Source organism: Wolbachia endosymbiont (group B) of Philonthus cognatus (assembly GCF_947179345.1).
GTDB lineage: Bacteria > Pseudomonadota > Alphaproteobacteria > Rickettsiales > Anaplasmataceae > Wolbachia.
In genome coordinates this window covers 879,735-902,851 of record NZ_CAMXBG010000002.1, presented here as the reverse complement: position 1 = coordinate 902,851, position 23,117 = coordinate 879,735, and the positions used below count along the sequence as shown (strand labels likewise).

General features: G+C 34.5%; 22 protein-coding genes and 8 pseudogenes. 15 read left to right on the top strand and 15 right to left on the bottom strand.

The features are described 5' to 3' along the window. The first annotated feature begins 11 nt into the window (after nt 1-11). Both ONG78_RS06160 and ONG78_RS06150 read left to right on the top strand, forming a co-directional pair. Nucleotides 12-899: a DUF1129 domain-containing protein gene (locus ONG78_RS06160; protein ID WP_264377938.1), complete on the top strand. Its 888-nt coding sequence runs from the start codon at nt 12-14 to the stop codon at nt 897-899. 390 nt (nt 900-1,289) lie between these two features. Next, nucleotides 1,290-1,910: pseudogene (locus ONG78_RS06150) on the top strand (methionine--tRNA ligase); the annotation flags it as partial. A 10-nt stretch (nt 1,911-1,920) separates the two neighbouring features. Here the strand turns inward: ONG78_RS06150 and ONG78_RS08045 are convergent. Beyond that, nucleotides 1,921-2,223 (bottom strand): transposase, encoded by a 303-nt coding sequence (locus tag ONG78_RS08045; RefSeq protein WP_405197784.1) that lies wholly within the window; start codon nt 2,221-2,223, stop codon nt 1,921-1,923. Between the two features lie 159 nt (nt 2,224-2,382). Beyond that, nucleotides 2,383-2,754, bottom strand: coding sequence for a transposase (locus ONG78_RS06145; RefSeq protein ID WP_264374776.1), 372 nt, complete (start codon nt 2,752-2,754; stop codon nt 2,383-2,385). 38 nt (nt 2,755-2,792) lie between these two features. On the opposite strand from ONG78_RS06145, the gene ONG78_RS06140 reads away from it, so the two are divergent. Both ONG78_RS06140 and ONG78_RS06135 read left to right on the top strand, forming a co-directional pair. Beyond that, entirely contained in the window at nt 2,793-3,263 is a 471-nt protein-coding gene (locus tag ONG78_RS06140) for an aldehyde dehydrogenase family protein (RefSeq protein WP_264374777.1), read from the top strand. After that, nucleotides 3,254-3,520: a hypothetical protein gene (locus ONG78_RS06135; RefSeq protein WP_264374778.1), complete on the top strand. Its 267-nt coding sequence runs from the start codon at nt 3,254-3,256 to the stop codon at nt 3,518-3,520. The genes ONG78_RS06140 and ONG78_RS06135 overlap by 10 nt, the downstream gene beginning before the upstream one ends. 385 nt (nt 3,521-3,905) lie before the next feature. Here ONG78_RS06135 and ONG78_RS06130 read toward each other — a convergent pair. The 8 genes and pseudogenes from ONG78_RS06130 to gap all read right to left on the bottom strand — a co-directional run. Beyond that, nucleotides 3,906-4,044, bottom strand: a pseudogene (locus ONG78_RS06130) (IS6 family transposase); the annotation flags it as partial. Between the two features lie 141 nt (nt 4,045-4,185). Beyond that, on the bottom strand, nt 4,186-5,079 hold the full coding sequence (locus ONG78_RS06125; RefSeq protein WP_264377936.1) for a hypothetical protein: 894 nt from the start codon (nt 5,077-5,079) through the stop codon (nt 4,186-4,188). Nucleotides 5,080-5,099: 20 nt separating this feature from the next. Then, entirely contained in the window at nt 5,100-5,384 is a 285-nt protein-coding gene (locus ONG78_RS06120) for a hypothetical protein (protein WP_264377935.1), read from the bottom strand. A gap of 147 nt (nt 5,385-5,531) precedes the next feature. Beyond that, entirely contained in the window at nt 5,532-5,825 is a 294-nt protein-coding gene (locus ONG78_RS06115) for a hypothetical protein (protein ID WP_264377934.1), read from the bottom strand. Nucleotides 5,826-5,954: 129 nt separating this feature from the next. Beyond that, nucleotides 5,955-6,107: pseudogene (locus tag ONG78_RS08040) on the bottom strand (IS630-like element ISWpi11 family transposase); the annotation flags it as partial. Between the two features lie 189 nt (nt 6,108-6,296). Further along, complete coding sequence (locus ONG78_RS06110; protein ID WP_264377933.1) at nt 6,297-7,631, bottom strand: WD_0033/WD_0034 family tandem repeat-containing protein; 1,335 nt, start codon at nt 7,629-7,631, stop codon at nt 6,297-6,299. A gap of 155 nt (nt 7,632-7,786) precedes the next feature. After that, nucleotides 7,787-8,545, bottom strand: coding sequence for a twin-arginine translocase subunit TatC (gene tatC / locus ONG78_RS06105; RefSeq protein WP_010401503.1), 759 nt, complete (start codon nt 8,543-8,545; stop codon nt 7,787-7,789). Nucleotides 8,546-8,548: 3 nt separating this feature from the next. Then, nucleotides 8,549-9,520 (bottom strand): type I glyceraldehyde-3-phosphate dehydrogenase, encoded by a 972-nt coding sequence (gene gap / locus ONG78_RS06100; RefSeq protein ID WP_264377932.1) that lies wholly within the window; start codon nt 9,518-9,520, stop codon nt 8,549-8,551. Nucleotides 9,521-9,671: 151 nt separating this feature from the next. Here gap and ONG78_RS06095 point away from each other — a divergent pair, with 151 nt between their 5' ends. Together ONG78_RS06095 and ONG78_RS06090 are read left to right on the top strand one after the other, a co-directional pair. Continuing rightward, nucleotides 9,672-10,001 carry a hypothetical protein gene (locus ONG78_RS06095; RefSeq protein ID WP_264374825.1) on the top strand — a complete coding sequence of 110 codons (330 nt, stop codon included), beginning with the start codon at nt 9,672-9,674 and terminating at the stop codon, nt 9,999-10,001. A 60-nt stretch (nt 10,002-10,061) separates the two neighbouring features. Next, nucleotides 10,062-11,021, top strand: a pseudogene (locus tag ONG78_RS06090) (IS256 family transposase). A 49-nt stretch (nt 11,022-11,070) separates the two neighbouring features. Here ONG78_RS06090 and ONG78_RS06085 read toward each other — a convergent pair. Continuing rightward, a pseudogene (locus ONG78_RS06085) lies at nt 11,071-11,697 on the bottom strand (recombinase zinc ribbon domain-containing protein); the annotation flags it as partial. A 67-nt stretch (nt 11,698-11,764) separates the two neighbouring features. On the opposite strand from ONG78_RS06085, the pseudogene ONG78_RS06080 reads away from it, so the two are divergent. Beyond that, nucleotides 11,765-12,386 (top strand): annotated as a pseudogene (locus ONG78_RS06080) (IS6 family transposase). Between the two features lie 143 nt (nt 12,387-12,529). Here the strand turns inward: ONG78_RS06080 and metG are convergent. The 4 genes and pseudogenes from metG to ONG78_RS06060 form a co-directional block, all read right to left on the bottom strand. Beyond that, nucleotides 12,530-14,059: a methionine--tRNA ligase gene (metG, locus tag ONG78_RS06075; RefSeq protein ID WP_264377931.1), complete on the bottom strand. Its 1,530-nt coding sequence runs from the start codon at nt 14,057-14,059 to the stop codon at nt 12,530-12,532. Nucleotides 14,060-14,225: 166 nt separating this feature from the next. Then, a pseudogene (locus tag ONG78_RS06070) lies at nt 14,226-14,847 on the bottom strand (IS6 family transposase). A gap of 38 nt (nt 14,848-14,885) precedes the next feature. Then, nucleotides 14,886-15,023 (bottom strand): hypothetical protein, encoded by a 138-nt coding sequence (locus tag ONG78_RS06065; protein ID WP_264375388.1) that lies wholly within the window; start codon nt 15,021-15,023, stop codon nt 14,886-14,888. A 454-nt stretch (nt 15,024-15,477) separates the two neighbouring features. Then, complete coding sequence (locus ONG78_RS06060; protein WP_264377930.1) at nt 15,478-16,764, bottom strand: lipocalin/fatty-acid binding family protein; 1,287 nt, start codon at nt 16,762-16,764, stop codon at nt 15,478-15,480. A gap of 125 nt (nt 16,765-16,889) precedes the next feature. Here ONG78_RS06060 and ONG78_RS06055 point away from each other — a divergent pair, with 125 nt between their 5' ends. From ONG78_RS06055 to cgtA, 8 genes and pseudogenes are all read left to right on the top strand, one after another. Then, nucleotides 16,890-17,531, top strand: a complete 642-nt coding sequence (locus ONG78_RS06055; RefSeq protein WP_010401658.1) for an HAD family hydrolase — start codon at nt 16,890-16,892, stop codon at nt 17,529-17,531. Continuing rightward, nucleotides 17,531-18,004: an RDD family protein gene (locus tag ONG78_RS06050; RefSeq protein ID WP_064085312.1), complete on the top strand. Its 474-nt coding sequence runs from the start codon at nt 17,531-17,533 to the stop codon at nt 18,002-18,004. The genes ONG78_RS06055 and ONG78_RS06050 overlap by 1 nt, the downstream gene beginning before the upstream one ends. A 53-nt stretch (nt 18,005-18,057) precedes the next feature. After that, entirely contained in the window at nt 18,058-18,534 is a 477-nt protein-coding gene (gene bfr / locus ONG78_RS06045; RefSeq protein ID WP_264377929.1) for a bacterioferritin, read from the top strand. Between the two features lies 1 nt (nt 18,535). Then, on the top strand, nt 18,536-19,147 hold the full coding sequence (locus tag ONG78_RS06040) for an SURF1 family protein (RefSeq protein ID WP_052264983.1): 612 nt from the start codon (nt 18,536-18,538) through the stop codon (nt 19,145-19,147). A 9-nt stretch (nt 19,148-19,156) separates the two neighbouring features. After that, complete coding sequence (locus ONG78_RS06035; RefSeq protein WP_264377928.1) at nt 19,157-20,155, top strand: recombinase zinc beta ribbon domain-containing protein; 999 nt, start codon at nt 19,157-19,159, stop codon at nt 20,153-20,155. 120 nt (nt 20,156-20,275) lie between these two features. Beyond that, a pseudogene (locus ONG78_RS06030) lies at nt 20,276-20,424 on the top strand (WPE palindromic element domain-containing protein); the annotation flags it as partial. Nucleotides 20,425-20,490: 66 nt separating this feature from the next. Next, on the top strand, nt 20,491-21,765 hold the full coding sequence (eno, locus tag ONG78_RS06025; RefSeq protein ID WP_264377926.1) for a phosphopyruvate hydratase: 1,275 nt from the start codon (nt 20,491-20,493) through the stop codon (nt 21,763-21,765). Further along, nucleotides 21,753-22,766: an Obg family GTPase CgtA gene (cgtA, locus tag ONG78_RS06020; protein ID WP_264375381.1), complete on the top strand. Its 1,014-nt coding sequence runs from the start codon at nt 21,753-21,755 to the stop codon at nt 22,764-22,766. Before eno ends, cgtA begins: the two co-directional genes overlap by 13 nt. Nucleotides 22,767-23,117: the final 351 nt, after the last annotated feature.

Here is a 23,117-nt window from a genome sequence, read left to right as displayed (position 1 = left end):
GGGGAACTTTTATGCGTGATAGTGTTTTAAAAAGGTATGCACTTGCCTATATAAAAGAAAATGGCAGTGACAATGGTGTTCAAGAATTTTTATGTTCTTGTGGTATGCAAAATATTGAGAACTGGAGTGATAAAATTTTTGAAGATGCGTATAAGGGATTTAAGCGCAGTAATCCAACTAATGATCAGCACAGTACAGAATATGATAGAAGCAATAGGCAACAAACTACAGGCCCTCAAGTCACGCACGTACATGATAATAGAGGTTTAGATTTTTGGGATTATTTACTACTTAGCAACCTGTTTGGTGGTCGTACTACAGTTATAAATAACCCTGGTTTTGATACTGTTGGCTACCAAAGCAGAGAAGATAAGAAAAAAGACTCAGAAGACAGCAGGAAATTATTAGCTTTAGGGATAGTAGCTGTAGTTGCGTGTGTTGCTTTCCATGCTTTAATGTGTGTTTGGTACAACAGCAGCGAAAAAACGGCTAGAAAGTCAGAAAAAATAGATTATCTAGATAGTCAACTTAAAATGTTCAGAAATATAGAATTTGCAGTTGGTGCAATTTCTTTAGCAGCTTTGATAGGTTGCGCTATTAACCCAGTCTTACCAGTTTGGGGTTTAGTCATTCTTGGCATTAATTCTCTTGTGTGTCTTGCTGGTGGTGTGGCTTTTCATATGAAACATAAGAAAGAGTCAGAAAATATTAAGAAGGCTGAAGAAGCGGTAGATAGCTATCCTGGACAAGGGCGTAGTTGTGGAGGTTATGATTCATCACCACCTTCTTACCCTAATACTGTTCCAAGTGCTCCTTCTTATGATGAAACCAGACCTGGTGGGTTGTTTTCTCATTCTAATGCGGAAAAACATTCTGGAAATCATGGATGTAATGTATGAACATTGATTTTAGAAGGTAAATTGTACAGCAAATAGTGTCATTCCAGTGCTTGACACTGGAATCCAGCTTTTTTGTAATTTTATTGAACATGTTGTATAGTCGTTTGTTTACAATTAATTTTTCTGGATCCCAGTGTCTGGGCACTGGGATGACATTTTTGTGTTTGAGGCAAAATCTGCTATAATATTTAACACACTGCTTTCACAGACGAATGTTTGTACAGTTGTGAAGTTATGGACAACAATATCATAGCAACTCAAACGTAAGTTACTCACATTATACCGCTGCAAAACGCAGCGGTATAATGGCTTTTCAGATTGCTTGTACGATAGGATATATATTGATTTTTATTACTAGTGCAGATACGATAAAGCTTTAAGCACTACAAGATGGAGCAATTTGAGAGCTTTTACATCACTACGCCAATATATTACGTAAACGACAAGCCACATATCGGCCACGCATATACTTCCCTTATCTGTGATGTTACAGCTAGATTTATGAAATTAGCTGGAAAGAACGTCAAATTTACCACTGGTACAGATGAACATGGACAGAAAATTGAAAAAGCGGCTAAGGTAAAGGGAATAGAGCCAAAAGAATTTACAGATGAAATAAGTGTTACGTTCAGAAAATTGGCTGAGCTAATGAACTTTGATTATGATGATTTTATTCGCACCACAGAAGAACGTCATGAAAAAGCAGTTATAGCTCTATGGAATAGGCTTGAAGAGAGAGGGCAAATATATCTGGATTCTTACTCAGGTTGGTATTCAGTTCGTGATGAAGCGTTTTATCAGGAATCAGAGTTGATAGATGGCAGAGCACCAACAGGTGCTGAAGTTCAGTGGATAAAAGAAGAGAGCTACTTTTTTCGTTTGTCAAGTTGGCAAAATAAATTACTAGAGTTATACGAAAATCAGCCGAATTTCATCTTTCCTGAGAGCAGAAAAAACGAGGTGGTATCGTTTGTAAAATCAGGACTTACTGACCTTTCGATTTCTCGTACTATAGTATTTTCTAAAATGAATGATAAATTTCCATTATGGTATTACCAACCAAAAGTTGTAAGTCTGTACATTTATACATTAGAGGTCTGAGGCGGCTTTTGATGGTATGCCAACAGTGTTCTATGGGATTCAAATCTGGTGAATATGTTGGAAGATACAGCACATGACAGCCAAAAGACTCTATTAATGATTTTGTTTTAGTGGTCTTATGAAATGTAGCATTATCCATAACTATGGTTGTGCCAAGTGGCAATTTAGGTTTCTCCAACCATATATTGAATACCTCTTTGTCACACCCACCTTTGAAAGTCATTGGTGCAATAAATCTCATTCCAATCCACCCGGCTACTATACTGATTCTCTCTCGCTGGAATATCTGCATAAATTTTCTTTCCTCTTGGAGCACGTCCATATTCTCGGTATAATTTATTATCAACTCCTGCTTCATCTATATATAAGATGCTGGAATGGTCTATTTTTGAGATTTTATCAATAAACTGCTTCTTGATTGCGCTCTTGATATAGTGTGACTTTTTTTTAAAGTAATTTTTAGCTGTTTTAGTCTATACCAAATTGAATTTATTCCAAATCCAAGATTTTGTTTCATCTCTGCCAGAGTATGATCTGGATTCTTTGTAACATATTCTTCGAGTATTTTTGGGTCTATTTTTCGAATGAAGCTGCCGTTTTTAGATGGCTTGAGGCTTTCACCAGCAGCTTTCTTTTTTAACCAGCGGTACAAAGTTGCTATTCCTATCTCCAGAAGCTCTGCCACCTCAACCTTCGTCTTCCCTTTTCCTATCATCGATATTGCCTTTTCTCTTAAATCCACACTATACGCCATTATAACCCAAATACCTTATTATACCTTTATCATTTACTTTGGGAAATACTATAGTTTCAAGAGATGCTAATATTGATAAGGCAATAGACAGTATTTGTAGAGTATGTCTACAAAATCAAGGGCAAGATTGTGCAGCTCCGAATTCAATACTAGTACATTCAAAAATTTCGAACTTGGTTGTTAATAAATGTATTCAAAGATTGGATTTGATTAAGAATTGTATTGGTGATTATGCTAATTATAATAATATTATTGGACCCAATACTGACTGCTCTCACGCTCTAAAAATTGCACGAGTGTTATATGAAAACAGAAATTTCCTGCAGTATGGTGGAGAGATTAATCCAGCAACAGGCTTAATTAAGCCTACAGTACTTGTTAAACCCTTATTAGAAGGCGGTAATTTTTCTGAACTTTTTGTGCCAGTTATTATTTTACAGCCTTACGAGACAGATGAGGATTTAAAAATGTTGAACATCCTAATTATAAGTCACATGCTATGTATGTAACCTTGTTTGGTACAAGCAAATATGTTTCAACATTAATTGAAAAAGGTTTGCATACCAGGGATAACATATTGCGTGATACGGATCTTCATGTAGAAGAGAGAGGATTTAAGCCATATGGAGGGTTAGGCATAGAGGCAAGTTGTATACAGTTTTATAATAAAATTATACCAGGTGCAACTTTGCCACAGCGTGATATATATACTTACTTAATTGGCCCAAGCATAAAACGGACAAAAGGAATAAGTATTTCCCATTAATAACTGTGATCTTACTTAGAAAAAGTGGTGAAAAAGTTAGGGATGTTTTTATTTAGTGCAGATGCGTTTTCTACTGAAAAGGATGATATTAATCAGAAGGATTTTATTCCATTTGGGATAAAAACTATTACAAATTTTCCTGTTATTTCCAAATAAATTGCTTTTAATTTAGTAAAATATATTGCTAATAACTTAAGCAATCAATCATTTTCAGCAACCAAAACCAGCTAGTGAGAGAAGAGTTTGTTTTGGGATGGCATGGTCTACCATTTGTACCGTGCGAACTTTTATTTATAATAATTTTACTATACGCTAAAATCAGCTATATTAGCTTACTTTTGCTAAATTTACATATGAACTAATTTACCTAGCTTTGTTACAGAAATTTTGCTCCCCTTATACTCATCATTTCTTCTAAATCTCGATAGCTCAAAGAGAATCGACATTTCATGTATACAGATAACATCCGCTGAAAAGCTAAATCCTTTGAAATATGGCAACAATTTTTGATTGATACGAAACATCTTTGCTTTTTTTTAGACAATTATATCATTCTTCTTTCTACTTCCCTACAAATGCGACAGAACCGAAAAACTTCCTCTTATGGCTGTAAAAATGTTATGATAAGAGCTAATTTTCATGAGTAGGAAAATACCAAAATATTACTATCTTCCATCTTTTCTCTTTTCAATTCGTGCAACCATTTCTTTTACACTTACATTCGTGGAAGGTAAATTTTTGCTGGCAAGATGGTTGATCGAAGATTTTTTATTCCCTACTGGAAATGAACAAGATTGTTTTCTCTTCACACTGATATCCGTTTGTATTACTGAAGTAGTTTTGTTTTCAGCAGGCAACACGTTCTTTACTTGATTTCGCTCAAATCTTTCTTTTAATGCCTTTACTTTACTACTCTCGCGAGTCACTTCTTTTTTCATAGCAACTACTAGTACTTTTGGTCCATCAGCTTTTTTTGCTGATTCTTTACCATCTTGATTTTCAGATTTTAGTGGTAGTATAGGGTTACTCTCAGCTGATTTTTCCACTACTATTTTTTGCTCTGTGCTTACTTTTTCGCCTAAATCTTTAGGCTTTGGTGGTACTGCAGGTTTATCTTTTTTCGGTTCTTGTCTAATTTTTTGATTGGCAGTAAACATTTTCTCTGGTACTGGTGGTACTCTTGGTGGTTTTGGTGGTACAAGAGATTGAAGTTGTTGTTTCTTCCTATGTTCTCTTTTTGCTTCTATATGTTCTTTAGAGATTGTTGCATAAATCGGCTCCTCTTTAATTGATTGTAGATTACGCAAATCTTTTGTTAAAGATTTACTTTTTTCCTCTTGATAATTTGATATTTCTTCATACTGAGGATCTTCGTTTAATGAACCTCCATAACCTGAATCTTCTCGCTCATATAAGAGATTTTTCTTTTGCTGTCTATTTTCTAAATTTACTCCATATGACCTATATTTATCTTGACTTCTTTCTATTCGCTCTAAATCTGAAATTTTTTGAATAACATCTGTATATTCGATTACTGTTCTAGCAGTTGAAGGAGGCAATTTATCTTTTATAAAATTACTTATATAAAATTACTTATATTCCTAATCGAAACATCTCTTCCTAATATTCTATTGAATATCCTAAGAATTAATGGCTTTTTATTTGCCTTCTTTACACAATTACTCAAGTCATCACGTATAACAAGTTTAGCTACATCTTCTGCCTTATCTGTAAAACCCTCTAAAGCATGAGATAAATCTGTTACTGTTTTACCATATTGTTTCTCTGGATTTCCTAGCTTTATAGCTTTGATCAGAGAATCAAGATTTTTTTTATAATCCTCACTTTTAAATGGATCATGCATACTAATTGTAATATTTTATTGAAATATAGATCTAAAATATTAAGATCTAGTGAATATTACTTTTTTAGTTCACATATAGCTATAGTTATACGGCGATAATGCGTAGCAGAATAACGATTTTGTCATTCTAGTGTCCGCTGTTACCCCTTATCTAGGTGTGTAAAGGTGAAATCTAGTTTCGCTATATAACACAGTCTCATACAAGTAGCTTCTCGATTGAGAGTTGTCTTCTGCATTGAGCTCAACATTATTTACTACTTTTTCAGTAATAATTTCGGCAAACTCAGGAGAAAGTTCTTTTGCAGAAAATGCAGCATGTACATCATTTTTAACAAAGAAACACGTAGCAAGTGTAAATACTGCTGTTGGTACAAAGCACCAAGGAAAAGCTATACTAAAAAAAGTTGTAGAAGCTACTAAAGTAAATATTGCTTGAAGCATAATATACTGTTTATCAATGCCAACATATTCAGCCATCAATTTTCTAATTTTGTTATTGCTGTCGTATGGTAAAAAAATATCTTAATAAAAGCTGTTACACTATTACTAGCAAGATATCAATCACGCTCTATTGGATCTACATTTTGATTTAAAATCGCCTATTTTCTTGCACCTTTTTGCCATTCATAGAATGTTAACTTTAAACCTCTTGGCTACAAATGCTCTACTTTCCCCTACATCCAATGCTTTTTTCCTTAAATCATAACTATATGCTACTGGCATTCACATCTCCTCGCTACTTTACCTATTCCACCATGTTCACACTATTAGGAAAAGAGCTATAATTTTCAATACTAACAAAACTACTTCCCAATCTTTTACACAGCAACCTATCGAACTTAATTCTGTGAATATATGATCAACAAAAAAAACTTTGAGAAAAGGAAGAATAGACTTCTTCCTTTCACTTAACTACGCTGTTATATTTACCCCTGTATCAACAACTCCTTGTCCTACATTAACTCTATCTAGATTCTCACTAGGCTTTGAAATTACATATGTAATACCACCAGCAACAAGTCCTGTTACTAGAGCAGCAGCTATAGCTATACCAATTAAAGCCAATATCGGTAATGCAACACCAGCAGCAAAACATCCACCACCAGTTGCCAATGCAGCTATAGCACCATAAACACAGCCAATTATTATTGGTTTATTAGTAGTTTTTACTTTGTCTTTTTGTTTACTACTCTCTATTTCAGATGTACTACTTTCATCAGTTATATTTCCTTCAGTTTGAGGTACGCTGCTTTCATCTACTAAAGACTGTTCTTTACTTTCGTAATCAGGCTGGTTCTTTCTAATTAATGTTATCATATCAGCATTTCGCTGTGAATCTAATGATACTTTGAAAGTCTCCTCGTTAAAAATCTTAGAAAATATTTCACACTTGTCTTTATTTTCGTGATTAGGCACGATCCTTTCAAGGGTTAATTTCCAATCCTCTTGCTCTTGCTTTTCACATATCTCCTCAACTCTATCGTACATTTCAATTGTGTTAGGATCATCTTTACTTTCACAACTAGATATGCTCTTTGCAAGTATTTTTAGCCAACCATCAATTTTAGCTTTTTGCTCTTCATCTTGCTCTTGATTTTTTAGTATTTCTAAAATATTCTTGGTTTTGTTAAGATGATCTTTTTTTATACTAGCGAAAACTTTTTCTAACATATCATTATCTTGAGCTACATCTATAATAGCTTTAATACTTTTCTGACTAACTTCCTGATTAATAAGATTTATAGCACAGCCAAGCGGTGTTAGAGTATGTTCTTGATCATCTGAAAGCCTGATCTTTATATTCGCAGTAGTAAGAACTTTTTCTAATATACTATTTCTTTTAGCTACATTTAGGATAGCTTGAATGCCTCTCTGTTTATTAAGAATAATAGCATGGACAAGTGGTGTTGAAGTATATTCTTGACCATTTGAGAGCTTGATCTTTATATCCGCAGTAGTAAGAACTTCTTCTAATATATCTTTCTCTTTAGCTACACTTAGAATATTTGTAATATATCTCTGACTATTTAACGAGTTCTTAAGATTTATAGCGTAGGCAAGCGGTGTTAGAGTATGTTCTTCACCATCTTCAAACTCTATACATTTCACAGTAGTAAGAATTTTCAGCAAATCCTCTTTTGAAAATCCTGTAAGAAGATCAATAATATTCTCATGTTCTTCCATCGCAGCCTGTAACTTACCATATAATTCTTGTTGTGTTCCGTTTAACTCTTCATATTTTGGCATATAAAATTCTCCTATTCAAAATAATAATATACTTTAATTATTATATATTTAAGCAAACAAGTCAATAAATTAATAAAATGCTGTGGTGCCAAAAACACTCAAACAAGAAAAAGCGCTCCGGTGCTCATTCTTTGTTTATAAATAATATTCTTGATTCAATCCTTTGCTTTCTTTTCAATGTATCTACATATCAGAATAGACAGCTCATATAATACCAACATTGGAATTGCAAGCCCTACTTGGCTTAGTACATCAGGTGGAGTTAAGATTGCAGCAATAATGAAAATTACCACTATCGCAATTCTGCGTTTATTTGACAAACTTTGTGCAGTGATTAGCCCTACTCTCACCATTAAGGTTAGTATGACTGGAATTTGAAATGCAGTACCAAACGCAAACATGAATTGAAGAACAAGGTCTAAATATTCACTAACTGATGGCATAAACTCTATTGGTATACCGAAAGATTTACCGCTATGTTCAAAAGCAATAAAAAATTTCCAGGCTAAGGGAAATATGTAGTAGTAAACTACAGCGGCTCCCGTTACAAACAAAACCGGTGTTGCAATTAAGTATGGCAATAACACTGCCCTTTCTCTTTTATATAAGCCAGGTGCTAGAAACATATAGAATTGCCATGCAAACACAGGAAAAGAAAACAACAGTGCACTCATTATTGCAACCCTGAGATATACAAAAAACGCTTCTGTTAAGTCTGTATAGATTAGAGAAAAATCATTGCTATCTTTTGTAACTTCTATTAAAGGTGCAAGTAAAAAGCGGTATATATTTTCTTTAAAGTAGTAACAAAACCCGAAGGTAACACAAAAAAATAGAAAGCAAAAAATAACCCTTTTTCTAAGTTCCGCAAAGTGCTCATAAAATGAAGCATATTTTTGTGAGTTTTCGTTCATACTTTACAATAAAGCTATATCTAACATTCTCAGTGAAAAAGCCCATTCATTGTCATACCACGCTGCAACTCTACAGATATCACCTGTGAAATATGTACCAGCTAAATCCACAATTGCACTATAAGGGTTATGGACAAAGTCTATTGAAACTAAAGGCTCGTTACATACGGAAAGCACATGATTTGCTGAATTCTTAAACATTTCATTTATTTCTCCAGCTGTTACCTTCTTATCAGTCGTAAATTTAAAATCAACCATAGAAACGTTGCTAACCGGAACTCTAATAGCAGTACCATCTAGCTTACCCTTTAACTGAGGAATGACAGAACCAATTGTTTTTGCTGCTCCAGTTGTAGTTGGCACCATAGAAAGGCCACAAGCTCTTGCCCTACGTAAGTCTCTATGGTTGCCATCAAGAATATTTTGATCATTCGTATAGGCATGTATAGTGGTCATAAAACCGCTTTTTATACCTAAATTGGAGTGTAAAACGTGTACAATCGGAGCCAGACAGTTTGTAGTACAAGAACCTGCTGAGATCACTTTATGCTCCTTTTTTAGCATATCGTTATTTACGCCGTAAACTACAGTTACATCAGCATCTGAAACTGGAGCAGAGACAATTACTCTCTCTGCATTATGCTTTGCTGCTTCCGCACGCTTGTTGAATGCACCAGTGCATTCAAGCACTACATCAACATTCCAAGGAATATTTTCAGGGCTACGTTCTCTATATAAAGAAAATTTCCTGCCATTTATAGATAGCCAATTTTCAGACTCGTTAAAATCAATATCGCCGTTAAATTTGCCATGAACAGAGTCATATTTAATCAAATGTGCATGCTGCTCAGCACTGAGCGACCCATTTACCGCCACAACTTCTATTTGCTCGCTATAGTTTTCTACTTCAAAAATAGCACGCAATACACTTCTGCCTATTCTACCAAGACCATTAATTCCTACACGAATTGTCATTTTTCCATCTTAAAAGTTTAATTATAGAGGATATTGCCTGATATTTCATTCTATTCTTTTAGCTGTTAATCCTAATGTTATAATATATTGATTGACTAAAGAAACTGTATCACTTAATTAATAATATCTAAATTTTAACTTGGAGTAGGTTATGCATGGATTACCAATGACAAATTCAGATAATCAGTATCAGCAAAGAAAAATAGAAGCATTGCAAAAAGAAAATAAAGGACTGTCAGAAAAAGTGAAAACACTACAGAAAATGTCAGTGCTGCACAATGAAATGCTAGTAATGCTACAGTGGAAATCAATACCAGAGAAACTGCGCACAGAAATATTAAAAAAACTGCTAGAAACACCTCAAGCAGCAGCAGCATTTCAATTAGAAGAAAGAGATGAAGATCAGCAAGTAATAGAAGACATACTGGATATGCAAGAAGAATTTGAATCTTCACAAAATTTGGAAATGCGGGAGTGTTAAATAAACTGTGTCAAACCGAGAAGTAAAGTAATAAATTGATAAAAAAATGGAGGTTTGACAATGAGTCAAGCAAACAGAACTACCGGTTTGGTAGACTATAAAGAATTAGAAACAAATATCTTATCATCTATACGAGAAGGAAAACCATTGACAGGAAGAGATGGAGCATTAACACCATTTATAAAAAAACTGCTAGAGGGAAGGCGAGATAGAAAACCATTTGTCGGCTGAAAGCGAAGAAAACAACCGAAGAAATTCAAAGACTTTACGGACAAGTATTTGAACTATTGACACCAAGAGATAGAGAAGGAAGTTTCGAGCCACAAGTAGTCAGAAAAAGGCAAACAACCGAACTTGAAGCAAAGGTTTTAAGTACATATGCCAGTGGCATGGGATATAGCATCGCATGTAGAAGAAATATAAAATATCTGCAGCAGAGATATCAAGTATTACTGACAAATTGTTACCGGTAATCAACGAATGGCGCAGTCGTCCGCTGCAATCTGTATATCCAATAGTGTTCATGGTTTTTTAAGGTCAAGGAGGACGGGCATTGTGTAAGCAAATGTATGTATAACATATTAGCAAAATGGCAGAAAAGAAGTTTTGGGTTTTTATTTGGCTGAAAGTGAAGTTCTGGTTGGGAGTACTAAATGACCTAAAGGAGAGAGGAGTAGATGATATTCTGATAGCTTTGTGTTAAAAAGCTTTCCTAAAGCTATAAATAGCGTATTTCCTAAAGCAGAAATGTATAGTACATCAGATAAGAAATTCACTGAAATATGTATCGAGCAAAAGTTTTCATGAATGATTTGAAAAAAACATATCAAGTAGAGAAATAGCCGAGAATTTACTAAAACCAAGGGCTCATTTACTAGCACAAATGCCTTGTATAAACAGGCATATTGTGCTATAAAGAAGGCAGGAGAGAAATGGACTATGCCTATACATGATTGGGCTTTAACTATCTCTCAACTTGATATCTTTTTTCCTGGTAGGTTAAAAATCGAGTTGAACTAAAAATGCGATTTGACACAGTTTATTTAACACTCCCTATTTATCTTATTTTTTATTGGCAGACAGCTTGCTTAAACCCATAAAATCTCTCCATCTGCTCACTCCACAGCATCGGTATTTCTCTCAAGTCAACCAACTTCAAATCTCTTGGCTGCCTTCCATTTACTATATCTTCTTTAATTTTTGGTGCTAAATAATTTAATCTTAAAATTTGGTGTATACGTCTTGTACCTATATTAATTTTGGCACTCAGCTCTTTCACACTTTCGTATTTTCCTTCTTCTAGTTCCCGTTTCCACAGGTAGGCTCTTACCACTGCTTTTAGCAATGCATTATTTGTTTTTCCTTCTGGTTCTATTACTACACATTTGTTTCCTTTCTTTTTTATTGGTATAAATTTTTCCTCTGATTCAGAACTCACCTCTATTCCATCCTCTCTCACCAATACTGTTCTTATTAACTTTTTCACTACTTCTTTCTGTTTTCCAAAACTTAAATTTTTCCACTCTTCTGCTTTTTCTCTCCATTTTTCATATAGCTGCTCCGCTTTCTTCATTATTTCTTTTTCCACTTCTCCTGCTACTATTGTTCGGTTTATTGATTCACAATTCTTTCCCCTTAAGTGATTGTTGCATACGTAATATCGGTACCTTTTATTCTCTTTTTTTGAGTACGTCAAAGGGTTCTGTCGCATTTGTAGGGAAGTAGAAAGAAGAATGATATAATTGTCTAAAAAAAAAGCAAAGATGTTTCGTATCAATCAAAAATTGTTGCCATATTTCAAAGGATTTAGCTTTTCAGAGGATGTTATCTGTATACATGAAATGTCGATTCTCTTTGAGCTATCGAGATTTGGAAGAAATGATGAGTATAAGGGGAGCAAAATGCTACGTTACAAAGGTGGGTTATCACCACTGATAGATGAGGCAGTAAGGAAAAGAAAGAAGCAGGTTGGTAGTAGTTGGAGAGACTTACATTAAATTAAACGGTAAATGGGTTTATTTATATACTGTACTCTTGTGTGTTAGTAGAGACAAGTCTGCAGCACTTGCATTCTTTCGTAAAGCCTTCAGGAGTAACTATCTTCCTGAGAAAATTGTAATTGATAAAAGCGGCAGTAATACTGCTGCTCTTGATGATTTGAATGCAGAAATTTCTGAAGATTACAGTTCTTCAAATAAAATATCTAAATAATATTGTTGATAGATTTATCAAAAAACTAATAAAGCCAATGCTTGGGTTTAAAAGCTTCCATTCCGCAAAGATTACCATCACAGGCATAGAAAATATTCGTATGATTCAAAAAAGACAAATTATTAAAATAATGTTTCTACTTTTGAGAATTTTGCTATATTAATGGCTTCATAACTCCTATAATCCCACCTTTAATGATCTTCTTTCCTATGGTTTATAGATGCGACAGAACCTTTTTTTTGACTCTGTTGAATTAAAAAGGCTAACTACAGAACGGCCAACTCAGTCTAGTCTTGTAACGGCTTACTAAGGATTCTTTAAATATCGATCCTCAAAAAAATCGGCGTAGGTTTAGGCAGTGTAATGCCTAAGCTTACACATGCGTTGCACAGAGATTTTAAATCACGTTGTTCTTTTGGAATTTGCAACTGATCGAGTATCATTTTTGCTGACTTTGGAGCAATTGGCTGCAGCAAAATGCCAATCATTCTAATGTATTCAAGTAATTTGTAGATTACTAAATCCATGCGCTCTCTATCGGTTTTACTGAGTGTCCAGGGTGCATTTTTATCTATGTAAGCATTGGCCTTGGAAGAGATATTGATAATCAGGAGTATAATCTGGTTAAATTCATACTTTGATAGATGATCCATTACTTGATCAATTATGGCTTTGCAATTTGGTAAACTCTCATCATCTTTAAGCAAATTGCGATCGACCACTGGTACAACTCCAAAGCATTGCTTGTGCAGAAATGAAATTGTTCTTTGCACTAAATTGCCTATATTGTTTGCCAGCTCTGAGTTTATGCGGCTGATCATGTTCTTCTTACTGAAATTACCATCTTGACCGAAACTTGCTTCCCGAAGGAGAAAATAGCGTAGTTGATCAACACCAAACTCTTCTGCCAGACCAATTGGATCTATAACGTTACCAAGGGATTTGGATATTTTTTCCCCCTCGTTCAGCCACCAACCATGAACTGCAATTTGCTTTGGCAGTGATAAATCTGCTGCAAGGAGGATCGCTGGCCAGTATACAGCGTGAAAACGCAATATGTCTTTACCGATCACATGAACGTTGAAGGAGTTTGTCCAAAATTTCTTATATTCCTCATCTTCCATATTAGGAAAGCCTATTGATGTGAGATAGTTAGTGAGCGCATCTATCCAAACATAAATTACGTGCTTGTCATTCCCTGGTACTTTTATTCCCCAATTAAAACTAGTACGAGAAATCGAAAGGTCAGTAAGTCCTGATTTTACAAACGATACCACCTCGTTTTTTCTGCTCTCAGGAAAGATGAAATTCGGCTGATTTTCGTATAACTCTAGTAATTTATTTTGCCAACTTGACAAACGAAAAAAGTAGCTCTCTTCTTTTATCCACTGAACTTCAGCACCTGTTGGTGCTCTGCCATCTATCAACTCTGATTCCTGATAAAACGCTTCATCACGAACTGAATACCAACCTGAGTAAGAATCCAGATATATTTGCCCTCTCTCTTCAAGCCTATTCCATAGAGCTATAACTGCTTTTTCATGACGTTCTTCTGTGGTGCGAATAAAATCATCATAATCAAAGTTCATTAGCTCAGCCAATTTTCTGAACGTAACACTTATTTCATCTGTAAATTCTTTTGGCTCTATTCCCTTTACCTTAGCCGCTTTTTCAATTTTCTGTCCATGTTCATCTGTACCAGTGGTAAATTTGACGTTCTTTCCAGCTAATTTCATAAATCTAGCTGTAACATCACAGATAAGGGAAGTATATGCGTGGCCGATATGTGGCTTGTCGTTTACGTAATATATTGGCGTAGTGATGTAAAAGCTCTCAAATTGCTCCATCTTGTAGTGCTTAAAGCTTTATCGTATCTGCACTAGTAATAAAAATCAATATATATCCTATCGTACAAGCAATCTGAAAAGCCATTATATGCAGCGGTATAATGGCTGGTTCTGTTGCATCTATAAACCATAGGAAAGAAGATCATTAAAGGTGGGATTATAGGAGTTATGAAGCCATTAACATAGCAAAATTCTCAAAAGTAGAAACATTATTTTAATAATTTGTCTTTTTTGAATCATACGAATATTTTCTATGCCTGTGATGGTAATCTTTGCGGAATGGAAGCTTTTAAACCCAAGCATTGGCTTTATTAGTTTTTTGATAAATCTATCAACAATATTATTTAGATATTTTATTTGAAGAACTGTAATCTTCAGAAATTTCTGCATTCAAATCATCAAGAGCAGCAGTATTACTGCCGCTTTTATCAATTACAATTTTCTCAGGAAGATAGTTACTCCTGAAGGCTTTACGAAAGAATGCAAGTGCTGCAGACTTGTCTCTACTAACACACAAGAGTACAGTATATAAATAAACCCATTTACCGTTTAATTTAATGTAAGTCTCTCCAACTACTACCAACCTGCTTCTTTCTTTTCCTTACTGCCTCATCTATCAGTGGTGATAACCCACCTTTGTAACGTAGCATTTTGCTCCCCTTATACTCATCATTTCTTCCAAATCTCGATAGCTCAAAGAGAATCGACATTTCATGTATACAGATAACATCCTCTGAAAAGCTAAATCCTTTGAAATATGGCAACAATTTTTGATTGATACGAAACATCTTTGCTTTTTTTTTAGACAATTATATCATTCTTCTTTCTACTTCCCTACAAATGCGACAGAACCGTCTTGAGCGCCCATGCCTTTCTGCTTAGACACTTGCTTAGTTTTCTGCAATGGTTTAACATTATTATCTGGTTGCTTGTCAATATTTGGTGTGTCTTGAAGCTGTGTCATACCTGTTACGTAAAATCTTATACCAAAATAAGTATATTAGTTAATTATGTAAAAATGATTAACATAGAATGAGCAACTCTTTATGCGGACACTTATGATTTATGATTATGGATTTTTAAATTTTTTCTTGTTGTAAGGTGACTCTAATCATTATTCACAGGCTGCTATATTAAAGAAGGAAAGAGTATCTAATGCTAATGGCGAGATTAACTGGCCACAAGTTTCTCAGGTTAGCCAAAAAGATTGGCAAGATGCAAGAAAAAGTTATCAATATTGGAATGATACTGATGACGGTAGTTTAATTGTCACCTAGATATGTCCATGCTATGAAAATTAGAAGCTGAATTCTTTATTACAGGCGTATTAATCAACCCTCATTCTAGAGCTAGAAGTTAGTAAAATCTCCTGTATAATAAACTTATGTGACGCAAGTCTATTATACAGGCTATGTGCATTATCTTCCGCGACCTGTGTTTGTTTTTTCTACTTCAGGAGTATTGACAGGCGTTACCGATGGATCATCAATTTGCTTTAAACCTTCACTTGCGCTTTGGTCTTGATTTGAAAGGAGCTCATTTTGTTGTTGCCCTTCATCATTTAGCGTACTTTTTTGAGCAGTTCCTTTTATATCCTTTACACTCTTTTTATCTTTACCAAAAAGTTTTTCGAATATTTTCTTCAGAAAACGTACCAAAAAGCCTTCTTCTTTTTGATTTTCTTTCGTTTGAGCTATATTTTTCTTTTCACTCAACTGAGATTTTTTATTATTAGATTTTTTTTCTGTAGCATTCCTATCCACTGAGACTTGTTTTAACGAAATTTCAGGCTTTTTGTCGTTCGGTTTATCTTTTATAGGATCTTTGCTTACTGAAGGTTGTGACTTAGTTACTGTATCTGTTTGGACAGAAATCTTTTCTTGTTCAAAGTTTCTACCTTCTGAAACAGCTTTTTCATAAGTATCTGCCTCACTAACTGAGTCATGAATTTTGTCTGTTTGCACAGAAATTTTTTCTTGTTCAAAGTTTTTATCTTCTGAAACAGCTTTTCCAGAAGTGTCTGCTTCACTAACTGAGTCATGAATTTTGTCTGTTTGAGCAGTGGTCTTTTCTTGTTTATTTTGCTCAGAAATTTTGTCTTCTAGTATAGTTGCGGTATCTTGAGATTTTTTACTACTTTCAAACTCTGCAGCTTTTTCACTTGTAAAAACGTCTTTTCCTTCATATTTTTGTTTAAATTCAGCAACCTTTTCAAAATCTTGAGCTATTCTTGTAGCTGCACGATCCATTCGACCTTCAAGATTCTGAATCAATTTTGCAATAATCTTCACTTCATCTTTACGCCCTTTTTGAGCTTTAAGTTCCCGGTGCAATTCAACAATAATTTTTACTTTGTCTTCCAATGAAGAGTTCTCTGGTTTAAACTCCCGATTCAATTCGACGATCTTTTCAAAATCTTTAGCTACTTTTTTAGCTGCACGGTTCATTCGATCTCTAAGACTACGATTCAATTTTGCAATAGTCTTGATTTTATCTTCTAGTGAAGAATTATCTGCTATAGAAAAATCTTTTAACCTTTTCTCGAGACTTTGTCTAGTTACTTGCCTTTTGTAAGCTTTAAGATCTAGACGCAACTCATTGATAATCTTCACTTTATCTTTCAGCGACGTGCTTTCTGGAAAAGCGCCTGCAAAAGCATCTTGAAATTTCTTCTCAATATTTGATATATCTTGAAGCTGTATCATACCTACTATATAAAAGCTTATGCTAAAATAAGTATACTAGGTAATTATGTAAAAATGATTAACATAGAAGCTTTATCATCAAAATATTATTTACTTATTAGTTTAAAATACGTCACAATATAAAAATGAAAAATAGCCGATTAGCGGTAGTATTCGATTGGGATAATACCTTAGTTGATACTCAAGATAATATTTCTAATGCCATTAAGCATACTTTAGATTTGATGGGATCTGGCAGTAAAGTTGTTGATAGAAATTCTCATGAATCAAGAAAGAGCTACATGGTCAATTTGTTTGGTGATCAGTGGAAAAAAGCGAATCAGATATATCAAAAATACCTAGATAATGCATTGTTACAAAATATTACTCTGAATGAAGGAGTAGAGAAAATGCTGCAGACACTGAAAAGCCACAATATTTACCTAGCGATAGTTAGCAATAAGAAAAATACTAATTTACGTCAAGAAGTTGCCTACTTTAAACTAGATTCTTACTTTGAAAGAATAGTTGGATCATGTGATACTGCAGAAGATAAGCCATCTGCAACTCCACTGCTATTTGCACTAGAGGAGAGTACGCTACCTGTAAATAGAGAAAATGTGTTTTTTGTTGGTGACAGCATCACAGACATTCTATGTGCACAAAATGCAAATTGCTTACCTATTGTATACGGACAATCAATAAGAGGTTATGAAGATTTGTTATATTTTCAACATTTTAATAAACTTACAGAATTCATAGTAAAGTATTTGAAAGATAGGTGGTAATGACAGAGATCGCTAGTGTACACAGGCGCTTTTGCGCATATTTAATAGATGTAGCAATTTTATTAATTCCAACCTTACTAATTGTGTTGTCATTAGGGGATTTTCCATTAATTTTACACCTGTCATACATGTGTATAAATTGTGGCTACTTTACATATTTTATATCTTCAACAGCTCAAGCAACTCCTGGTCAACAGTTAATGAATATATATACTATCACTTTAGATAGTTCTAAAATAGGTTTGAGCTTAGCATTTGATCGCACTATCTCTCAGTTTTTCCTTCCTATGCTAAATAATTCAATTATCACCTTTATCAAACTTTTTCAAACATCAGTAAATGCTTTAAGTACACTAGAAGTGATTATAGTGATGCTTACCTTCAGTTGGTATTTAGTTGCTTGCTTCTCTCAGAGGAAACAGGCATTTCATGATGTGCTATTTGATACGATTGTTGTGAGAAAAATGAATTGATGTTGCCTTGATTGTTATGTAGATTACATTGGTATATTAGCTAAAGAAAGGTTATGAATAAAGAAATAGTAGAACATTTAAATAAATTACTTACAAATGAGCTGACTTCTGTACGCCAGTATCTTTTGCATTCTGCGATTCTTAAAAATAGCGGAATCAATAAACTTGCAGAAAAGATGAGAAAGGAGCTTAATGAAGAACTTGAGCATGCAAATAGGCTGGCAGAAAGAATTTTACTGCTTAAGGGCATGCCAAATTTTCAAGATACAAATAAAATCTCAAAGTATGAAGGAAAGTTCACAAAAGATACAATGCAGAAAATCTTAGAAGATAATTCTAACTTAGAAGAAGAAGGTATCAAGGGCATCAAAGAGGCAATTTCCGTTGCTGAAAAAGAAAAGGATTTCGTGAGTGTAATGTTATTAGAAGAACTACTGAAAAATGAGGAAGAGCACTTACATTGGATCAAAGAACAGATTGACCTTATTGAGCTTATGGGTATTGAAAATTACTTGAGAACACAAATATAGAGTGTTAAGAAAAACAGTATTTATTTTCATTATACCTTTTTTACTTCTTTTTTCACTCGGGTTATGGCAGTTATTTAGATTGAGCTGGAAGAATAATATTATCAAAAATATGGATCTTCCGGTTATTCATCTACTGCCTAGTGATAATCTTTCAAAGTTTAACTACAGAAACGTTAAAATCGACGGAATTTTAAGTGATATAGAACTATATGTTTTCGCAGGTCAACGTGGCTATCATGTGCTGTCTCCTATGTTGCTTATCAATGGACATTACATGTTAATAAATAAAGGAATAGTCAGAGAAAAAAAAGAAGAAAAAGCAAAAATTGAAAAAGTAGCTGCTGATGGCGTTTTGTATTGTGATGGTAGCAAAAATTGGTTTATCAAAAATGATATTGCTTCAAATACATGGTTTACCTTAAGTACAGAAGAAATCTCCAATGATCTAGGTATTAAGCTAGAGAAATGTATATTGTGGCAAGATAATTTTGGTGGCAAATTGACTATACAGCCAATAAAGCATCTTGAATACGCAATTACTTGGTTTGCACTTTCCTTGATTTGGCTCATTATGTGCGTATTTTACTATAGGCAAAATATATATAAGTCGTAGAGATACAGTGTGGAAAAAGAAAAGCTACAAATAGAAAAAATGCAACAAAGTGGAAGAAAATACTTATTACAAGGGTTAGTGATATGTCAGTGTTGCAAATCCGTTTATTATGGAATGAGTAATGCTAAGGGAGGAAGAAGTTACTATCGTTGTCCTGGAAAACGTTTTGGTGAATGTAACAGCAAATCAATACGCGCAGATATACTAGAAGGGGTAGTATGGGAAGAAGTGAAGATGTTAAGAGGGCATATAACGAAGGAAAAGTGTGATTTATCAGAGGTAGATTGGGAGACTAAATTTAATATAATTAGAAAGTTAGTTCAGCGTATTGAAATTGATGATGATAATGTACATATGGTGTTTCGATTAAAAGAACTCGCTCTCGAAAGACAAAAAGAAGATATTCAACCTTGTACCAGAATTATAAAGAATGTAGTGCTATCAAATGCAATAGGAATGCATAAAGTTAGCAATGCCCTGGCTGCAATATCAGTTGCAGTGAAACTTGGAATTAGTGATGAAGAGATTAAAAAAGGTCTTTTGGAATTTAAAGGAGTAGCAAGGAGATTTTCTTTAATTGCCGATATTAAAGGTGTTAAGTTAATTGAGGACTATGCTCATCATCCAAATGAAATACAGGCAACCCTGTCAGCAGCACGTTTGACCACTAAAGGAAAGGTAACAGGAATTATCGAGCCGCTTCGTTTTGCTCGTATTCGTAATTTTTTTGATGAGTTCGTACGAATTTTCATGATGTTTGATTATTTAATTCTCACTCCTGTCCATCCCCCAGAAGATAAGCCTATTCCTGGCTGTGGAATTGATGATATACAAAAAACCTTGATCAGTAATGGGTTTAATGATGTGAAGATTATGAATGATGCTTTACTCATTTCACATTTTATTAGTAATTCGACAAGTTCAGGAGATGTAGTATTATTTATTGGTGCTGGTAGTAATATAGCTAAACTAGCGAAAGAAACTGCAAAGCTGCTGCTAGTAAAATAAACTTAAGCATTGGTGATTTATATGATAAAATTGTGTAGTAAAACTGGATCCCAGTGTCTAGGCAAACAACTGTACAGACATTGCGATATGGGGATAGCTTCCATTAAGAATGGTGTCATCCCAGTGCCCAGACACTGGGATCCAGAAGACTTAACTTTAAATAAGTGGCTGTATAATAAAAACTGGATTCCAGTGTCAAGCACTGGAATGACACCATCTGCTACTCAAATTATCTGTTTATCTGTAGGTTGCAATGTTCGTACACTGAAATGTTACAGCGCTGGGGTGACATTTCCCGAACGTGAACACAATTGTGAATCTAGTGGAGGTTTAGCATGATGAAAAAGACGATCAGCAGTGTATTTGCAAGAGAAATTTTAGATAGCAGGGGTTACCCAACAATTGAGGTAGAAATAGAACTATGTGATGGAGCAACAGGTAGAGCCGCTGTCCCTTCTGGGGCTTCGACCGGTAAACTAGAAGCATTGGAGCTGAGAGATCAAGATGAAAAAAGGTATTGTGGTAAAGGAGTGCTGAAAGCTGTTCAATCTGTGAGTGGAGTGATAGCAAATAAAATCATTGGCATGGATGCAGCAAACCAGAGTGCAATTGATAAAGTTTTAATTGAACTAGATGGAACAAAAAATAAATCTAAACTTGGAGCAAATGCAACTTTGGGTGTGTCTCTTGCTGTTGCAAAAGCAGCAGCAAACAGCTTTAAAATGCCGTTATATAAGTATTTGGGAGTAGGGGAAGAGCAGATGCCAGTTCCGCTAATTAACGTCATTAATGGTGGAGTACATGCAGATAATAAACTCGATTTTCAAGAATTTATGATTCTTCCGGTTGGTGCTGAAACTTTCAGTGAAGCAATCAGAATATCTGCAGAGGTATTTCATAACTTGAGCAGCATTCTTAAGAAAAAAGGTTATAGCACAAACGTAGGAGATGAAGGTGGTTTTGCACCAAACATTGGAAGCACTGAAGAAGCTCTTAATTTGATAATTCAGGCTGTTGAATCTGCCGGTTATTCGATGAAAAATCACTTTGCACTGGGTCTTGATGTTGCTGCATCTACTTTTTATGAAGATGGAGTTTATAAATTTGAAAACAGAGAACTCACTTCAGAGGAATTGGTTCAGTATTATTTTGACCTTGTAGGCAAATATCCAATAATTTCTATAGAAGATGCAATGAATGAAGACGACTATGAAGGTTGGAAATTACTTACTGTAAAACTTGGGAATAAAGTTCAATTGGTTGGAGATGATTTATTTGTTACAAATTGTGAACTAATAAGTAAAGGAATAGAGGAGAAAATGGCAAATGCTGTACTAATCAAGCCAAACCAGATAGGAACACTTACGGAAACTTTTGCTGCTATTGAAATGGCAAAATCAAATGGCTATAGGGCTATTATTTCGCATCGCTCAGGTGAAACAGAAGACACAACGATATCCCACATAGCGGTTGCATCGAATTGTGGACAAATCAAGACTGGCTCGCTGTCGCGTTCTGATAGGCTTGCAAAGTATAATGAATTAATGAGAATAGAAAGTTCATTAGGAGAAAATGCTAAATATTATTGTGGGTTATCATGGACTTCATAGACGAAGTTAAATTATATTTAAAAGCAGGTGATGGTGGCGATGGCTGCGCGAGTTTTCGTCGAGAAAAATTCGTTGAATTTGGTGGCCCAAACGGTGGTAATGGGGGCAGGGGAGGAGACATAATTTTCATCAGTGATGCAAATCTCAACACTTTGCTTAATTTTCGTTGTCGAAGACATATTAAAGCAAGTAGTGGAAAAAGTGGTACGAGCAGAGATAGATCTGGCACGGCAGGAAAAGATATTATACTTAAAGTTCCAGTTGGTACACAAATAATCGATGAAGAAAGTGAGGAAATAATAGTAGATCTTGATAAACCTGACATGGAATTTCAAGTAGTGAAAGGTGGAAAAGGTGGGCTTGGAAATACTAACTTTAAATCTGCTACTAATAGGGCACCAAGACATTTTACCCATGGTCAGCCCGGTGAAGAAAGAAATATAATATTGAAGCTAAAAGTTTTATCTGATGTTGGCATTATTGGTATGCCAAATGTAGGTAAATCTAAATTTTTAACCCGCTGCTCGAATTCTGATACGAAAGTAGGCGATTATGAATTTACTACTATAAGACCACATTTAGGTGTAGCAAAAGTGGATTATAGCGAAATTGTAATAGCAGATATTCCTGGAATAATCGCTGATGCTCATCTTGGAGTTGGGCTCGGACACAAATTTTTAAAGCACATAGAAAGGTGCAAAATTTTACTGCATTTAATTGATGTAACGCGCGATGACGTTATCTCAGCTTATAATTGTACGCATAATGAACTGAAGCTTTACAATAGCGATCTTGTTGAAAAAGAGGAAATTGTAGTGTTAAATAAATGTGACTTATTGGAAGAAACAGAAATTCTTGAGAAGAAGAATCATTTAGCCAATTATCTTGATAGAGAAGTACTGTGCTTATCAATCGACGATGATTTACAGCCCATCTTAAGATTATTAAATGAAAAAGTGAAAATTAAGGAAATTAATGTATATGATCCTTTTAAGATGTGAATTTTTTATTTGACAATCAAAGTCTGGATTCCAGTGGGTAATTTTCCACAGTTGTCTGCATTTTTTGTTCCACAACTTATCTTTTTTTCGGCTTGTGCCATTTCTCATACTGTCTCTTGCTTTCTTGAACTCAGAAATTCAATAGCTACAAAAGCATTTGAGTAGTTTTTTGTTAAGAATTAGGCATAGAATCCCCCATATTTATTAATAAAGAACAGAAAAAATGTAACGCACATACGACAGAGATTAAGCATATGTGTGCACCCATTTGCGCTGAAGAAGATACTCTACATTCTTTACTGAGTTTGATTATTTGATAAAAAAGTCTGCAGACGAAGATAGATTTTGAGC

What these genes read in the sequence shown, in the direction of transcription:
- gap (WP_264377932.1), bottom strand. Translation starts at nt 9,520, where the DNA reads ATGACAATTCGTGTAGGAATTAATGGTCTTGGTAGAATAGGCAGAAGT.
- tatC (WP_010401503.1), bottom strand. Translation starts at nt 8,545, where the DNA reads ATGAACGAAAACTCACAAAAATATGCTTCATTTTATGAGCACTTTGCG.
- bfr (WP_264377929.1), top strand. Translation starts at nt 18,058, where the DNA reads ATGAATAAAGAAATAGTAGAACATTTAAATAAATTACTTACAAATGAG.
- eno (WP_264377926.1), top strand. Translation starts at nt 20,491, where the DNA reads ATGATGAAAAAGACGATCAGCAGTGTATTTGCAAGAGAAATTTTAGAT.
- metG (WP_264377931.1), bottom strand. Translation starts at nt 14,059, where the DNA reads ATGGAGCAATTTGAGAGCTTTTACATCACTACGCCAATATATTACGTA.
- ONG78_RS06060 (WP_264377930.1), bottom strand. Translation starts at nt 16,764, where the DNA reads ATGATACAGCTTCAAGATATATCAAATATTGAGAAGAAATTTCAAGAT.
- ONG78_RS06095 (WP_264374825.1), top strand. Translation starts at nt 9,672, where the DNA reads ATGCATGGATTACCAATGACAAATTCAGATAATCAGTATCAGCAAAGA.
- ONG78_RS06135 (WP_264374778.1), top strand. Translation starts at nt 3,254, where the DNA reads ATGTATGTAACCTTGTTTGGTACAAGCAAATATGTTTCAACATTAATT.
- ONG78_RS06160 (WP_264377938.1), top strand. Translation starts at nt 12, where the DNA reads ATGCGTGATAGTGTTTTAAAAAGGTATGCACTTGCCTATATAAAAGAA.
- ONG78_RS06115 (WP_264377934.1), bottom strand. Translation starts at nt 5,825, where the DNA reads ATGCTTCAAGCAATATTTACTTTAGTAGCTTCTACAACTTTTTTTAGT.
- ONG78_RS06050 (WP_064085312.1), top strand. Translation starts at nt 17,531, where the DNA reads ATGACAGAGATCGCTAGTGTACACAGGCGCTTTTGCGCATATTTAATA.
- ONG78_RS06110 (WP_264377933.1), bottom strand. Translation starts at nt 7,631, where the DNA reads ATGCCAAAATATGAAGAGTTAAACGGAACACAACAAGAATTATATGGT.
- ONG78_RS06120 (WP_264377935.1), bottom strand. Translation starts at nt 5,384, where the DNA reads ATGCATGATCCATTTAAAAGTGAGGATTATAAAAAAAATCTTGATTCT.
- ONG78_RS06145 (WP_264374776.1), bottom strand. Translation starts at nt 2,754, where the DNA reads ATGGCGTATAGTGTGGATTTAAGAGAAAAGGCAATATCGATGATAGGA.
- ONG78_RS06065 (WP_264375388.1), bottom strand. Translation starts at nt 15,023, where the DNA reads ATGACACAGCTTCAAGACACACCAAATATTGACAAGCAACCAGATAAT.
- ONG78_RS06055 (WP_010401658.1), top strand. Translation starts at nt 16,890, where the DNA reads ATGAAAAATAGCCGATTAGCGGTAGTATTCGATTGGGATAATACCTTA.
- ONG78_RS08045 (WP_405197784.1), bottom strand. Translation starts at nt 2,223, where the DNA reads ATGACTTTCAAAGGTGGGTGTGACAAAGAGGTATTCAATATATGGTTG.
- cgtA (WP_264375381.1), top strand. Translation starts at nt 21,753, where the DNA reads ATGGACTTCATAGACGAAGTTAAATTATATTTAAAAGCAGGTGATGGT.